Below are 14,319 nucleotides of genomic sequence, written 5' to 3' on the forward strand. Positions count from 1 at the left end.
ACCCGTCGTCCCATGCATCGTAGTCGCAAGCTCCCATATCCGACACACTCGGTACGATAGGAAAGCGGGCGGACTGACCTGCCGTCACCCCCGCTCGGCGCGCTCCATCCGCGCGACCCAGTCCGCGTGCCATACGCACACCATGATCGGCTCCTCGCCGACCTCGAGGCGCAGCTCGAGGACCATCGGCACCGTCCCGGGTGCAGTGCAGTCGAAGAGGTCACAGGCGTCCATGAGCAGTGACCCTACGTCGGGGTGAGCCGACCGCGGTGACGGCTTGTGGACAGCGGGAGACCCACGTAGGTTCAAGCCTGGCTGTTCCGGTGCTTGAAACCCTCCGGATTCATCCTTGCTGGGTGCCCCCGTCCTCTCCTCCAGGAGGGCGGGGGCGCTTTCGCGCCACAGGGGTCAGTGCCGGTCGAGGTACTTTCGCGCCTGCTGCTGCGCCTTATCGATCTTCGAGGCGTGCTTCGGGGAGACACGGCGTGCCGTACTGGCAGCGGTGTCGGTAAGTCGGGTGGCGGTCTCCCGACCCTTCTGGGTACGGAGGGCGGACTTGGCGGCGTAAATCAAGCGTCGCAGGTTCATGCGCAGATCGCACCACGCGATCCTGGCATCACGCTGTGACCCACCCGACAGCGAAGCGCCCCCACTCTCCTACGGGAGGGTGGGGGCGCTTTCGTGTCACCCGTCGGGGTGGACCTGCTGCCAGGCCTGCAGCCACTCCGGCGCGAGCCGCTTCGAGTCCGTCTGCAGCTTCGCGGCATGCAGGTCGACGTGCGCCAGCAGCCAGCCGAAGACGCGAGGCTGCACCTCGTCCGTGCGGCCGACCCACTCCTCCGAGCGCAGGAGCAGCTCGTGGCCGCCCGTGCGCACGCGCACCGAGTACGCCGGCAGCGAGTCGTCCAGATCGGAGTGCGCCCACTCCACCTCCGGCCCGTCCAGCGTGATCCCGTAGCGGATCACCAGACCCGCCACGTGCTGCTGCACCGCCTGATGGGCCAGGTACACCTCGTGGCCGGTCATGCCGCGTTCCAGCCGCCGGGGTCCTGGGACTCCTCGCCGGCGAGGTCCTGCCGCCCGTCGAGGTCGATCGACTGCCGGGAGATGAGGCCGAGTTCGAGCTCGGCCTGTCGATCGTCGATCCGCTCTCGCACCTGCCTTGCCCAGACGGCGTACTCCTCGCGCATATTCATGGGAGCCAGTGTCCGCCGCTGGTCTGACGGACTGAGGTCGATCTGAGGGGCACCCGAGAGGGCCCAGCAGCGGCGATGACAGGCTGGAAAGGTGGCCTCATGTGTTCAGATCGTGTGCAGGGACGCGAGAAGGGCCCCACTGGCGGATGTTTCCGCTGGTGGGGGCCCTTTCCTGTGGTGCGCCCGGAGGGATTCGAACCCCCAACCTTCTGATCCGTAGTCAGATGCTCTATCCGTTAAGCTACGGGCGCCTGCCAGCTGCGCTGACCTGGAATACATTACCGGCCCGCCCGGGGCGGCGCCACTTGAGCGGCCATGAGTCGGCTCACATCCGCGGCGCCGCCCGGGTCCCGACGCGTCGTCGGGACCGCTCAGGAGGCGGTCGCGTGGCTCAGGAGCCCCACGTGCCCTGGCCGTTCCCGCCCTGCTGACCGTTCCCGCCCGGGGCGTCGCCGCCCTGGCCCGGCTGGGGCGGGTTCTGCCACGGCTGCTGCGGGGCCGGCGGCGGGGACTGCTGTCCGCCCTGCTGCTGCCAGGGCTGCCCGCCCTGCTGGCCGGGCTGCTGGCCGCCCTGGTGGCCGAACTGGTCCTGACCGCCCTGCTGCGGCGGCTGGCCCCACGGCTGCTGACCCTGCGGGGCCTGCGGTGCCTGCGGTGCGGAGCCCTGGCCCACGGCCGGGGAGCCCGGGGCGGCGGGGGCGCCCGGATAGGCGGCGGCGCCGAAGGCCGCGGGGGCCACGGGGGCCTGCGAGGAACCGTTGCCGCCGCCGTTCTTCTTGCGGCGCGAGCGGACCACGAAGAACACGATCGCCGCGATCACGAGCAGGGCGAGGAAGCCGAGCACGACCAGGATGATGATGACGACCAGCCACGGGAAGCCGCCGGACTTCGCGGTGATGTCCACGCCCTGCGAGAGGTCGACGATGTCGGTGTAGACGACGGTGTTGCCGTCGATCGTGCCGCCCTGGGAGCTGGTGACCTCGCCGGGGAAGGAGAAGACGACATTCACCTGGAGCTGGTCCGCCTCGGGGAAGACCGCGAGGTCCTCCTCGGTGATGCCGCCGCTGGCCTGGCTCATGACGAAGTGCAGCTCGCCGCTCTCCTCGGTGAGCTCGAAGTCGGAGCCGAAGTCGTCACGGGTGAGCGTGCCCTCGATCGTGCAGCCCCACATGCCGTCCTTCTCGTACGGCTCCCAGGTCGCGGTGCCGAAGCCGCCGGACTCCTCGGACTCCGAGCTCGCGCAGAACTCCTCCGCCGAGGAGTAGTACTCCTGGATGACGTCGGTGTTGATCGCGAGGTCCATCGAGATGTCGATCGTGTCGACGTCCTTGACGTCGAAGGTCGCGTCGATCTTGCCGCAGCCGGCGAGAAGCAGGAGGAACGGCAGCATCAGCAGTGCGGCCAGCCGCCGCCTGCGTGAGGTGAGGGTGTGCATGAGGAGCCCCTGGGAAAAGGTGTCGGCACGGACGCGCCGAGCGGCGGCCGCAGCCTCAGCCTAGCGAGAGACTCGCCACTTCGCCTTGGGGAGAACTCCCCATCATGGACAGGTGTCCACTCCTCGGGCTCCCGGGATCACTTCCAGAACATGAGCATGCCGCCGCCGGTGAGCATCACGCCGAAGCCCACGGCGAGGTTCCAGTCGCCGATCGGCAGGGGCAGCGTCGCCGAGGACAGGTAGTAGACCACCAGGTAGAGCAGTCCCAGGATCAGCAGGACGACCGCCGTCGGCGCGAGCCACACCGGGTTCGGGGCCACGGCGGCGACGCGGCGCCGGTTCGTGCGGGCGGTCTCCGCGGCGGCGCTGCGGCGGGGCGAGGAGGAGCGCGTGGCGTCCTTCGCCTCCTCGGGCACCTCGGGGACGGGGGCGCGGTCCTTGGCCTTCTTCGCGCCCTTGCCCTTCTTCGCTCGCGCGGCCTTCGCGCCCTTCCCCGTCGCGGCGTCCTTCTCCGCGTCCTCGTCCGTCTCGGCGAGGTCGTCCACATCGTCGGCATCCACGTCATCGGCGGCGTCGGCAGTGGAGTCGGCGTCGTCGGAGCCGGCGGCGTCCTCGGCGACCGTCGCACGACGGCGGCCGCGGCGCACGGGATCCTTGGCGGAGGCGGCGGTGGAGGCGGTGCCGGACGCAGGGGAGGTCGTGCCCGACGCGTCGCCCGCGTCCTCGGCGCCGCCGTCGGCGGCGTCCTCGGCAGCGTCCGCGGTGTCCGCCACGAGGGCGTCCTGCTCCTCGGGTGCCGGGGCGGCGGTCCTCGCCTTCGCCGTCGCGCGGGCGGACTGCTTCCTCGTGCTCCTCGCCATCGGGCGCTGCTCCTCGGATCGGGGTCGTGCGGGCGTGCCGCGCGGGCTCGGCGGGTGCGAGCCGTGACCTAGGGTAATGGGCGTGCCTGGAGGGCGCGACGAGAGGAGGCGACATGGCGAGCGAGGAGAGCACCCCCGCACCGGACCCGGACGCCCTGCGGCGCCCCTTCGGCGGCCGGATCGGCGTGGCCGTCGTCATGGCGCTGTGCGGCGTGCTGTTCGTGACCACCGCGCGCCTCGCCGGTGGCGACTCCCTGCGCGACGACTCCGGGGACGTCGCCTCCGTGCTCCGCGAGCGGGACGTGGAGATCTCCCGCCTGGGCGACGAGGCGCGCACCAAGCGCGAGGCGATCGACGGCCTCACCGCGCAGGGCGCGGACGCCGAGACCGAGGCCCGCACGCAGGTGCTCACCGACGAGGTGGGCCTCAGCGAGGTCTCCGGTCCCGCCCTGCGGATCACCCTCACCGATGCGCCGACGGGCGTGCTCGGCTCGATGGACGGCGTCGAGCCCGACGACCTCGTCGTCCACCAGCAGGACATGGAGTCCTTCATCAACGCCCTCTGGGCCGGCGGCGCCGAGTCGATGATGCTCATGGACCAGCGCGTGGTGGGCGGCAGCGCCTTCCGCTGCGCGGGCAACACGCTCCTGCTCGAGGGCCGGGTCTACTCCCCGCCGTTCGTCATCACCGTGATCGGGCCGACGGACCGCATGCTCGCCGCCCTCGACGCCGATCCCGGCGTGAGCGTCTACCGGGAATGGGTGGACTACGTGGGCCTCGGCGAGAAGATCGAGACCCTCGACACGACGACCCTCCCGGCCTTCGACGGCTCCCTCACCCTCGACGCCGCGAGCACCACGCCCTGAGGCACGGGGCCGGGCCCTCCCGCGAGGCGCTCAGGAGGAGGCGAGCAGCGGGGCGAGACCCCGCGAGCGCTCCTCCGCGTCGATCCCGTCGCACATCTCCAGGAAGCGCGCGAGCATGAGGTGCCCACCCTCGGTGAGCACGGACTCCGGGTGGAACTGCACGCCGTGCAGCGGCAGCTCCCGGTGCGAGAGGCCCATGACGACGCCGTCCGCGGTGCGGGCGGTGACCTCCAGGACCTCCGGCACCGACTCCGGCAGCACCGTCAGCGAGTGGTAGCGGGTGACCGTCAGCGGGCTCGGCTCCCCGGCGAACACGCCGTGGCCCTTGTGCTCGATGACGCTCGTGCGCCCGTGCATGAGCTGCTCCGCGTGCGCGACCGTCCCTCCGAAGCGCTCGCCGAGCGCCTGATGGCCCAGGCACACCCCGAGCATCGGGACCACCTGCTCCGCGCAGCGGCCGATCACGTCGAGGGAGCGGCCCGCGGTCCCGGGATTGCCCGGACCGGGGGAGACGAGCACGCCGTCGAAGCCCGTGAGGTCCACGGCGCCGTCGGCCGTCTCCGGCACGGCGTCGTTGCGCACCACGGTGCACACGGCGCCCATCTGCTCGAGGTAGCCGACGATCGTGAAGACGAAGCTGTCGTAGTTGTCGATCACCAGCACGCGTGCGCCGCGACCGGGCTCAGCCGTTGCCATTGCCGTTGTTCCCGTTCCCGTTCCCGTTCCCGTTGCCGTTCCCGTTCCCGTTGCCGTTCCCGTTGTTGCCGTTCGACGTCGTGGTGGGCGCCTCAGTGGTGGTCGGGTCCTCCGTCGTCGGCTCCTCCGTGGTCGGGGTCTCCGTCGTGGGCGCCTCTGTCGTCGGCACCTCCGTGGTGGGGGTCGGCGTCGCCTCCGGGCCCGTCGAGACGATCACCGTGATCGTCGAGCCCGCGTCGACCTTCTCGTCGGCCTGCGGGTCCGTGCGGATCACGCTGCCCTCGTCGATCGAGTCGGAGGACTCCGTGTCCCCGCGCTCCACACCGAAGCCGGCGTCCTCGAGGATCGTCTTGGCGTCTTCGTAGGAGCGGCCCGTGACGTTCGGGACCGCGACCGGCCCGGGGGCCGTGGCGATCGTCAGCTGGATCGTCGCGCCGATCTTCGCGGAGGAGTCCTTCGGCGGGGTCTGGTCGGTGACCGTGCCGGCCGTCGCGTCCGAGGACTCCGCCTCGGTCGTCTCGACCTGGAAGCCGATGTCCTCCAGGCGCTTGGTCGCCTCCTCCTCGGTGAGACCCTCGACGCTCGGCACCGTGTAGCTGCCGGTCGCGACCCACACCTGGATCTCGTCGCCGGGCGTCGCGGAGGAGCCGGCCTGCGGGCTCGAGCGGGTGACCGTGCCGGCCTCCGCCTTCACGGCGTCCTCCTCGCCCGCGACGGTCATCGTCAGCCCGACCTCCTCGAGGGCCGCGCGCGCGTCGTCGCTCGACTTCCCCGTGAGGTCCGGGACGTCCACGGGGGCGGGGCCGGAGGAGACCACGACGTTTACCGTGGAGCCCTTCGCGACCTCCTGCCCGGCGCCCGGGTCCGAGGAGATGACGGTGTCCTCGTCGACGTCGGCGGAGGCCTCCTGGGTGTACTTCCCCTTCAGCCCCGCCTCCTCCAGGCTCTGCGCCGCCTCGTCCTGGGTCTGCCCCTGGAGGGTCGGCACGGCGACCGTGGCGGGGGCCTGCTGCGCCCACGGCTGCCAGAACCACAGCAGCACGCCGAGCACCGCGAGGACCGCGAGGACGACGAGCGCGATGAGCCACCACGGCTTGCGGCGCTCGTCCTCCTGGACCTCGTCCGCCGAGCGGGGCGCGATCTGCCCCGTCGCCGGACCGGTCGCGGCTCCCGCCGCCCCCGCGCCGGCCAGCGCGGCCCCCGCGGGGACCGCGGACTGCGCCGAGGTCACCGCGGGCAGCGCCTCGGTCTCGTCGCCGACGGGCCCGAGGACCGTGGTCGCCGGGGTGTCGTCCCCGGGCCCGGTCGCCGCGCCCACCGGGACGGCGCCGTCCACGAGCTTCGGCTCACGACCGGCGACGGCCGCGGCGATGTCCCGCGAGAGCGCGACCGCGCTCGGGTAGCGCTGCTCGCGGTCCTTCGTCAGGCCCGTGAGGATCACGGCGTCCAGCGCCGGGGTGATGCTCGGGTTGATCGCCGAGGGCGCCACCGGGTGCTCGCGCACGTGCTGGTAGGCGATCGAGACGGGCGTGTCCCCCGTGAAGGGCGGGCGGCCCGTGAGCATCTCGTAGAAGACGCACGAGGCGGAGTAGATGTCCGAGCGGGCGTCGACCAGCTGGCCGCGCGCCTGCTCGGGGGAGAGGTACTGGGCGGTGCCCATGACGGCCTGGGTCGCGGTCATCGCGCTCGTGGCGTCCGCGACGGCGCGGGCGATGCCGAAGTCCATGACCTTCACGGTGCCCGCGTCGGTGATCATGACGTTGCCGGGCTTGATGTCGCGGTGCACGATCCCCGAGCGGTGCGAGTACTCCAGCGCGCTCAGCAGCGCCGCCATGATCTCGCCCGCGCGGTGCGGGTCCATGGGGTGCTCGGGATCGATGTGCTCGCGCAGCGTGGTGCCGCGCACGTACTCCATGACGATGTACGGGATCGTCACCTCGGCGCCCGTGACCGTGGTGTGGTGCTCCTCGCCGGTGTCGTACACGGCGACGATCGAGGGATGGTTCAGTGCGGCGGCACTCTGCGCCTCGCGGCGGAAGCGCTCCTGGAAGGAGTCGTCGCGCGCGAGGTCCGAGCGCAGCACCTTCACCGCGACGGTGCGGTGCAGGCGCTTGTCCTCCGCCAGGAAGACCTCCGCCATGCCCCCCTGGCCGAGGATCCGCCCGAGGGAGTAACGGCCCCCCAGAACCAGACTCTCTCCGCTCACTCCACACCCGTCCTCGTGCCGTGGCCGCTGCGGGCCGATCGTCCCATCGTAGTGCGTGGGCGCTCCGCCCCCGGCCTGTTCAGGCCCGGTGCGAGCAGGCCCACTGCGGCGCCCTGCGCCGCCCCCGCGGCGGGGACCGGCAGCCAGCCCATGCCGCCCGCGACCGCGGCCAGCACCACGACGAGCAGGATGAGCAGCAGCACGAAGCCCGGCAGGGACATGCCCATGACCTTGCGGCCCGTGACCGAGCCGCGGCTCGTGCGCTCCGTGCGGTCGGTGCGCTCGCGCCGACCCGCCTGGTCCGGACCGGCGGCGGCTCCCGCCCCCGGCCGGCCGGCCCCTGCCGCCGGAGCCGCCGGCGAGGGCGAGGCCGCGGAGCGCAGGGCCGGCGCCGAGCTCGCCGAGGAGGCGGACAGCGCCGACGGCCCCGAGGCGCCCGAGCGGTGGCGGATCCCGCGGCCGCGGCCCGAGAGCGGCAGCGGCATCGCGGCGGTGCGGGTGGGCCCCGTCGCCTGAGGTCCCGTCCCCGGGGAGCCCGCGGGCGAGGCGGCCGAGCCGCCGCGACTGCGCGCCGCGGAGCCGGTCGGGTTCTCGCCCGTCCAGTCGTGGTCCTCGACATGGGTCACCGGGATCGCGCCGGTCGTGAAGCGGGGCTCCTCGCCGCGCTGGATCGCCTCGAGGATCCGGGCGACGGCCGCCGCCGAGCGGGGACGGTTCGCGGGGGCCTTCGCGAGGCACATCATCACCAGGCGGCGCAGGTCCGGGTGGATCCCCGAGGGGAGCTCCGGCGGCTGCTTCTTCACCTGGGCCATCGCGATCTCCACCTGGCTCGAGCCGGTGAAGGGGCGATGCCCCACGAGCATCTCGTAGGCGACGATGCCGAGCGCGTAGATGTCGGAGAGCGAGGTGGCCTGCTTGCCCATCGCCTGCTCCGGGGAGAGGTACTGGGCGGTGCCCATGACCAGGCCCGTCTTCGTCAGCCGCGCCTGATCGGAGCTGCGGGCGATGCCGAAGTCCGTGATCTTCATGGACCAGTCGTTCTTCTCGTCCACGAGCACGTTCTCGGGCTTCACGTCACGGTGCACCACGCCCTTGGAGTGGGCGGCGTCGAGCGCCCGGGCGAGGTCGATGAGCACGGGGATGATCCGCCGCTCGGGGAGCCCGCCGGGGTTCTCCTCGATGATCTCGGAGAGCGGCCGGCCGGGGCAGAGCTCCATGACGATGTACGCGCGGCCCTCGAGCTCGCCGTAGTCGTACAGCGCGGCGATCGCGTCGTGCGAGAGCGCGGCGGTGTGCCGCGCCTCCGCGCGGAAGCGCTTGAGGAAGCCCTCGTCGAAGGCGTACTCCTCGCGCAGCACCTTGATCGCGACCTCGCGGTCGAGCTCGGTGTCCACACCCCGCCACACCTGGCCCATGCCGCCGGTGGCGATCAGGCTCCTCAGCTCGTACCGTCCCTCGAGCACCAGTCCCGCTTCGGTCCTCATGGCTGGATCACCGCCTCCATCACGTCACGGGCGATCGGCGCGGCGGTCCGCGAGCCGTAGCCGCCCTCCTCGACCACCACGGCCACCGCGACCTTCCTGTCGTCCTGCTGCGCGTATCCCACGAACCACGAGTGGGCGGTGCGGCCGTCGCCCCACTCGGCGGTGCCGGTCTTGCCGCCCACCTCGGCGCCGTCGATCTGGGCGGCGGTGCCCGTGCCCTCGCTCACCACGCCCTCCATCATCTGCCGCATGAGCGCGGCGTTCGAGGCGCTCAGCGGCCGGCCCAGCTCCTTGGGCGTGAGCTCGGAGATCGTGGAGAGGTCCGAGGTGCTGACCTTCTGCACGAGCTGCGGCTGCATGACCGCGCCGTCGTTCGCCATCGCGGAGGCCACCATGGCCATCTGCAGCGGCGTCACGCGGTCCTCGTACTGGCCGATCGACGTCGTCGCGAGCTGCGAGGCGTCGAGGTCATCCCCGATCGTCGAGGGGGTCACCGAGAGCGGGATCGAGAGCTTCTGCCCGAAGCCGAACTCCTCGGCCGTGGTGCGCAGCTGGTCCTCGCCGACCTCCTGGCCCAGCAGGGCGAAGGAGGTGTTGCACGACTGCTCGAGCGCCGCCTGCAGCGTCGAGGAGTCGTCCGGCCCGCAGGCCTCGGTGCCGCCGCCCGCGTGGTTGTTCATCACGGAGCTGGACTGCGGGAGCGTGTAGGTGCCCGGGCCGGGGATCTGCGTCTCCGGCGTGTAGCCGCCGGACTCGAGCGCCGCCGCGGCCGTGACGAGCTTGAAGGAGGAGCCCGGCGGGTAGAGGTCGCCCGCGATCGCCCGGTTGGTCAGCGGGCGGTCGGGGTCGTCGTTGAGCTTTGACCAGGCCGCCTGCACGTCCTTCGTGCTGTGCGAGGCGAGGTCGTCGGGGTCGTAGCTGGGGGCGGAGACCATGGCGAGCACGGCGCCCGTCTCCGGGTCCAGCGCGACCGCCGCGCCCTTCTTCCCGTCGAGGGCGTCGTAGGCGGCCTCCTGGGCCTTCGCGTCGATCGTGAGCTCGACCGTCGCGCCCTGCCCCTGCTTGCCGGAGAGGATGTCGGAGATGCGCTGGTAGAACAGGGCGTCCGCGTCCCCGGAGAGGGTGTCGTTCAGGGCCCGCTCGAGGCCCGAGAAGCCGTAGACCACCGAGTAGTAGCCGGTGACCGGGGCATACATCGCCCCCGGGTCGTAGCTGCGCAGGTAGCCGTAGGAGTCGTCCGAGCGCGCGGAGGAGGCGATCGCGGTGCCGTCCACGACGATCGGCCCGCGGTGGCGGCCGAACTCGTTGTAGATCGTGCGGACGTTGCGGCCGTCGGCGTTCAGGCGGCCCTGGGCGACCACCTGGAAGTAGGTGGTGGAGGTGAACAGCAGCACGAAGAGCACGCTGACCACGAGCCAGAGATGGCGCAGGGGACGGTTCATGCGATCGCCTCCGCGGGGGAGCCGCCGGCCGGGGCCGGGGAGGGGGCGCCCGGCACCTGCCGCGCGGCCGGGCGGCGCGCGGCGTCGGAGAGCCGCACGAGGATCCCGGCGATGATCCAGTTGCACACGAGCGAGCTGCCGCCCGCGGCGAGGAAGGGGAGGGTCAGGCCCGTGAGCGGGATGACCCGGGTGACGCCGCCGATGACGACGAACACCTGCAGCGCGATGACGAAGCCGAGGCCAGCGGCGAGCAGCGTGCCGAAGCCGTCGGAGATGCCGACGGCGGCGCGGAAGGCGCGCTCGACGAGCAGCAGGTAGAGCAGCAGCAGGGCGAAGGCGCCCACGAGGCCCAGCTCCTCCGCGAGTGCGGAGAAGATGAAGTCCGACTCCGCGAAGGGCACCACGTTCGGGCGCCCCTCGCCGAGGCCGGCGCCCGTGATGCCGCCGTTGGCGAGGCCGAACAGGCCCGCGTTGATCTGACCGCAGCGGTCGAAGTTCTCGCTCGAGAGCGGGTCCAGCCAGCAGGTCAGGCGCGTGCGCACATGGCTCATCTGGGTCGCGGCGATGACCGCCGGCGGCAGGAACAGGACCGCGCCGATGACGAGCCAGGAGAGGCGGTCCGTCGCGACGTAGAGCATCGCGACGAACAGGCCGAAGAACATGATCGAGGTGCCGAGGTCCGTCTCGAACACGAGGACCGCCATGGCGAAGGCCCAGGCCACGAGGATCGGACCGAAGTCCGCCCAGCGGGGGAGCCGGATCCCGAGCACCTTGGGGCCCGCGAGCGCGAGCGTGTCGCGGCGCGAGACGAGGTACCCGGCGAAGAACACCGCGAAGCAGATCTTCGCGAGCTCCGCGGGCTGGAAGCTGTTGCCGGCGATCGAGATCCAGATCTTCGAGCCGTAGCGCGAGGAGCCCAGGCCGGGGACGAGCGGGGTCAGCAGCAGCACCGCACCGGTCACGGCCGCGATCCAGGTGTAGCGGCGCAGCCAGCGATGGTCCCGCAGGGCCACGAGCAGCGCGGCGCACAGGATCACACCGAGGCCCGCCCAGAGCATCTGGCGGTCCGCGACGGCGCTGCTGCGGTCCTGGTAGAGGATGCGCGCGGAGTCCACGCTCGCGATCACCGCGATGCCCAGCAGGTTCAGCAGCACGACGAGCGGCAGGATCACCGGATCCGCGTACGGCGCGCGCCACATGACCACGGCCTGCAGCACGACGGCGACCACGAGGGCGCCGACGGCGTGCTCGACCAGGCCCGGGGGCAGCTCGTCGAAGCGCCCCAGCCAGACGAGCGCGTAGGCGGTCACGCCGATCGCGACGGCGGCCAGCAGCAGGAGCGCCTGGGTGATGCGCCGCGGCCGTGCGGTGTAGGAGACGATCGTGGCCATGTCAGCCGGCCTCGCCGGAGTCGCTGCCGTCGGAGGGCGAGCCGGTGCCCTGCGGGTCCACCGGGATGTCCGTGATCGCGGACTGCTCGAGGCGGCCCACGATCTGCTCGGCGGCGTCGCGGTTCGCGGCCGTGATCGTCGCCTCGACCTGCTGGCGGGTCACCTCGGGGAGGTCCGCCATGGCGACGTCGGTGACCTCGACCTCGGAGGACAGCGAGATCGGGCCGAGGTCCTGAGAGAGTCCCTGGTAGACGACGACGTGCGTGCCGTCGGAGCCCACGTAGTACTGCCGCTGGCTCCACGCGTACCCGGCCCACAGGGCGCCGGCGAGCAGCGCGACGAGCAGGGCGACGGCGACGAGCACCGGCCACGGGCTGCGCCGCGGGGGCTCGTCCTCCGCGAAGTCCTCGTCGGCGTAGGGGAACTCGGGCTCCTCCCGCGTGAGCGCGGCGGCCTTCGCGGCCGGACCGGAGGCGGTCGTGGGGGCGTGGCGGGTGCGCGCGGCGGAGCCCACGATCTGCGGGGTCGTCGAGGGCGCCTCCTCGCCGCGGGGGAGGTCGTCGAGGTCGAGGACGTCCGCGATGATGCAGGTGATGTTGTCGGGGCCGCCGCCCTTGAGGGCGAGCTGGATCAGCGCGTCCGCGCACTCGCCCGGGTCCTCGATCTCCTGGAGGGTCGCGTCGATCGTGTCGAGGGAGACGAGCCCCGAGAGGCCGTCGGAGCACAGCATCCAGCGATCGCCCACGTGCGCGGGGCGCAGGGAGAGGTCCAGCTCCGGATCGGCGTCGACGTCGCCGAGCACGCGCATGAGCACGGAGCGCTGGGGGTGGCGCTCGGCCTCCTCCTCGGTGAGGCGGCCCTCGTCGAGGAGACGCTGGACGAAGGTGTGGTCCTTGGTGACCTGCGTGGTCTCGCCGTCGCGCAGCAGATAGGCGCGCGAGTCGCCGATGTGGGCGAGCGCGAAGCGGCTCTCGAGCCGCAGCAGGGCGGTGATCGTGGTGCCGAGGCCGGCGAGCTGGGGCTCGTCCCGGGCGCGGCGCAGGATCTCCTGGTTCGCCTCGAGGACGGACTCCTCGAGGGTCGCGACGATGTCCGAGGCGGGGGTGTCCGCGTCGAGGCGGGCGAGGTGGCCGATCGCGACGGAGGAGGCGACGTCGCCGCCGGCGTGGCCGCCCATGCCGTCGGCGACCACGAGGAGGTGGCTGCCGGCGTATCCCGAGTCCTGGTTGTTCGAGCGGACCAGGCCCACGTCCGAGCGTGCGGCATAGCGGAGGGCGACGGTCATCGGGGGCCTCGTCTCAGTTCGATCTCGGTGCGGCCGATGCGCACCTGGGCGCCGGGCCGGAACGGCACCGAGCCCTCGATGCGGCGGCCGGACACGAGGGTGCCGTTGGTCGAGCCGAGGTCCTCGACCACCCATTCGTCGTCGCGCTGGAACACGCGCGCGTGGCGGTTGGAGGCGTAGTCGTCGTCGAGCACGAGCGTGCACTCGGGCGCGCGGCCGATGAGGACCGGGGTCGAGCCGAGGGTCAGCGACGTCCCGCGCAGCGGGCCGGCGGTCACGACGAGCGTCGTCGCGGTCACGGCGGGATCGGTGCGCGTGGCGCCGCCGCCCGCGGTGGGCGGTGCGCCCGCCGCGGAGGGCCGCTGCTCACGGCGCGGGTCCTTGCTCGAGCGGGTCACGACGGTGGTGCCGAAGAGGTCCCCGCGCAGCACGATGACGACCGCGATGACGAAGAGCCACAGGGCCAGCACGAAGCCGAGCCGCAGGGCGACGATGGTCAGTTCGCTCATGCGTCGCTCACCAGCTCTCCGGCGCACCGGCCGGGAGCAGGACGGTGAGCCGGGTGCGTCCGATCTTGACCAGCGAGCGGTCGTGCAGGACCACGGGCGTGCGGATGCGCTCGCCGTCCACGTGGGTGCCGTTGGTCGAGCCGAGGTCGGTGACGACGAGCGTGCCGTCGGCCTCCGTGCGCAGCTCGATGTGGTGCCGGGACACGCCGGTGTCCTCGAGGATGATGTCGGCGTCGCCGCCGCGGCCGATCACGGTCACGGGACCGGTGAGCAGGTACTGCTGGCCGTCGATCTCGACGATCGGGTGGCCGCCGGCGCCCGCGCGACCGGCCGCCGTGGCGGGTGCGACGCTGCCGCGCTCGGTGCGGGACTCGGTCTCGAACCGGCCGGGACGCACGTCGTCGTCCTGCGCGAGGTCGACGTGGACGGGGCCGACGAACATGTAGCGCTGTTTCTCGGCGTGCTCCATGAGCACGCGCACGAGCTCCTCGACGAGGGTGTCCTGCCACGAGGAGAAGCGCTCGAAGTCCTGGCTGTGCAGGTAGACGGTGTAGGCGTTCGGCGCGAGGGTGCGCACGCGGTCCATGACCTGGATCTGGTCGTCGCACTCGCGCTTGAGACCCTGGGCGAGGTCCAGCGGCTTGAGCTGTCCGCGCCCGGGGGAGAACACGCTCGTCACCCCGCGGTCGAGCCCGCGCTCGATCCGGTCCAAGATCCCCACGGTGAACCCTCGCTGTCCTCGTGCCATCGGTGCTCCGCCGGCCCGTGCCGCGCGGGGCTGTTCGCCCCCCGATCGTAGCGTGCAGGTGGGGGCGCGGAGCGGGGGCCGCGCGGCAGGACGGCGAGGGAATCGTGCAGGCCTCGTGAAGGAGGGGCCTCATGGAGGAGGAGCCCCGCCGTGCGGCGGGGCTCCTCCGGGTGTCCCTCGGCCCGGACTGCCGGGGACGGG

The 14,319-nt window shown here is 72.4% G+C and carries 14 protein-coding genes and 1 tRNA gene; 1 reads left to right on the forward strand and 14 read right to left on the reverse strand.

Features of this window, described 5'->3' with window-relative positions; translation table 11 throughout:
• Positions 1 to 84 precede the first annotated feature (84 nt).
• From ABD080_RS07420 to ABD080_RS07445, 6 genes are all read right to left on the reverse strand, one after another.
• Entirely contained in the window at positions 85 to 234 is a 150-nt protein-coding gene (locus ABD080_RS07420; RefSeq protein WP_343904272.1) for a hypothetical protein, read from the reverse strand.
• Positions 235 to 684: 450 nt separating this feature from the next.
• Positions 685 to 1,026, reverse strand: a complete 342-nt coding sequence (locus ABD080_RS07425; RefSeq protein WP_343904273.1) for a hypothetical protein — start codon at positions 1,024 to 1,026, stop codon at positions 685 to 687.
• Positions 1,023 to 1,196, reverse strand: coding sequence for a hypothetical protein (locus ABD080_RS07430; protein ID WP_343904274.1), 174 nt, complete (start codon positions 1,194 to 1,196; stop codon positions 1,023 to 1,025). Before ABD080_RS07430 ends, ABD080_RS07425 begins: the two co-directional genes overlap by 4 nt.
• Before the next feature lie 175 nt (positions 1,197 to 1,371).
• Positions 1,372 to 1,447 (reverse strand) — tRNA-Arg (locus ABD080_RS07435).
• A 140-nt stretch (positions 1,448 to 1,587) separates the two neighbouring features.
• The gene (locus ABD080_RS07440) at positions 1,588 to 2,631 is read right to left on the reverse strand and encodes a FeoB-associated Cys-rich membrane protein (RefSeq protein ID WP_343904275.1); all 1,044 of its coding nucleotides are present in this window, start codon (positions 2,629 to 2,631) and stop codon (positions 1,588 to 1,590) included.
• A gap of 137 nt (positions 2,632 to 2,768) precedes the next feature.
• Positions 2,769 to 3,491 carry a cell division protein CrgA gene (locus tag ABD080_RS07445; protein WP_343904276.1) on the reverse strand — a complete coding sequence of 241 codons (723 nt, stop codon included), beginning with the start codon at positions 3,489 to 3,491 and terminating at the stop codon, positions 2,769 to 2,771.
• Positions 3,492 to 3,604: 113 nt separating this feature from the next.
• Between ABD080_RS07445 and ABD080_RS07450 the strand changes: the two genes are divergently transcribed.
• The gene (locus tag ABD080_RS07450; RefSeq protein WP_343904277.1) at positions 3,605 to 4,357 is read left to right on the forward strand and encodes a DUF881 domain-containing protein; all 753 of its coding nucleotides are present in this window, start codon (positions 3,605 to 3,607) and stop codon (positions 4,355 to 4,357) included.
• Between the two features lie 30 nt (positions 4,358 to 4,387).
• Here the strand turns inward: ABD080_RS07450 and ABD080_RS07455 are convergent, their stop codons facing one another.
• From ABD080_RS07455 to ABD080_RS07490, 8 genes are read right to left on the reverse strand one after another with little or no spacing between them, the layout of a single operon-like run.
• The gene (locus ABD080_RS07455) at positions 4,388 to 5,053 is read right to left on the reverse strand and encodes an anthranilate synthase component II (RefSeq protein WP_343904278.1); all 666 of its coding nucleotides are present in this window, start codon (positions 5,051 to 5,053) and stop codon (positions 4,388 to 4,390) included.
• Entirely contained in the window at positions 5,040 to 7,259 is a 2,220-nt protein-coding gene (gene pknB, locus ABD080_RS07460; RefSeq protein ID WP_343904279.1) for a Stk1 family PASTA domain-containing Ser/Thr kinase, read from the reverse strand. Before pknB ends, ABD080_RS07455 begins: the two co-directional genes overlap by 14 nt.
• Positions 7,256 to 8,743, reverse strand: coding sequence for a serine/threonine-protein kinase (locus ABD080_RS07465; protein WP_343904280.1), 1,488 nt, complete (start codon positions 8,741 to 8,743; stop codon positions 7,256 to 7,258). The genes pknB and ABD080_RS07465 overlap by 4 nt, the downstream gene beginning before the upstream one ends.
• Complete coding sequence (locus tag ABD080_RS07470) at positions 8,740 to 10,185, reverse strand: peptidoglycan D,D-transpeptidase FtsI family protein (protein ID WP_343904281.1); 1,446 nt, start codon at positions 10,183 to 10,185, stop codon at positions 8,740 to 8,742. The genes ABD080_RS07465 and ABD080_RS07470 overlap by 4 nt, the downstream gene beginning before the upstream one ends.
• Positions 10,182 to 11,576, reverse strand: a complete 1,395-nt coding sequence (locus ABD080_RS07475) for an FtsW/RodA/SpoVE family cell cycle protein (protein WP_137769816.1) — start codon at positions 11,574 to 11,576, stop codon at positions 10,182 to 10,184. The genes ABD080_RS07470 and ABD080_RS07475 overlap by 4 nt, the downstream gene beginning before the upstream one ends.
• Before the next feature lies 1 nt (position 11,577).
• The gene (locus ABD080_RS07480; protein WP_343904282.1) at positions 11,578 to 12,861 is read right to left on the reverse strand and encodes a PP2C family protein-serine/threonine phosphatase; all 1,284 of its coding nucleotides are present in this window, start codon (positions 12,859 to 12,861) and stop codon (positions 11,578 to 11,580) included.
• Entirely contained in the window at positions 12,858 to 13,370 is a 513-nt protein-coding gene (locus ABD080_RS07485) for an FHA domain-containing protein FhaB/FipA (protein WP_264451037.1), read from the reverse strand. The genes ABD080_RS07480 and ABD080_RS07485 overlap by 4 nt, the downstream gene beginning before the upstream one ends.
• A gap of 7 nt (positions 13,371 to 13,377) precedes the next feature.
• Positions 13,378 to 14,091, reverse strand: coding sequence for an FHA domain-containing protein (locus ABD080_RS07490; RefSeq protein WP_137769819.1), 714 nt, complete (start codon positions 14,089 to 14,091; stop codon positions 13,378 to 13,380).
• Positions 14,092 to 14,319 lie beyond the last annotated feature (228 nt).

It is taken from the genome of Brachybacterium rhamnosum, assembly GCF_039526185.1.
GTDB lineage: Bacteria > Actinomycetota > Actinomycetes > Actinomycetales > Dermabacteraceae > Brachybacterium > Brachybacterium rhamnosum.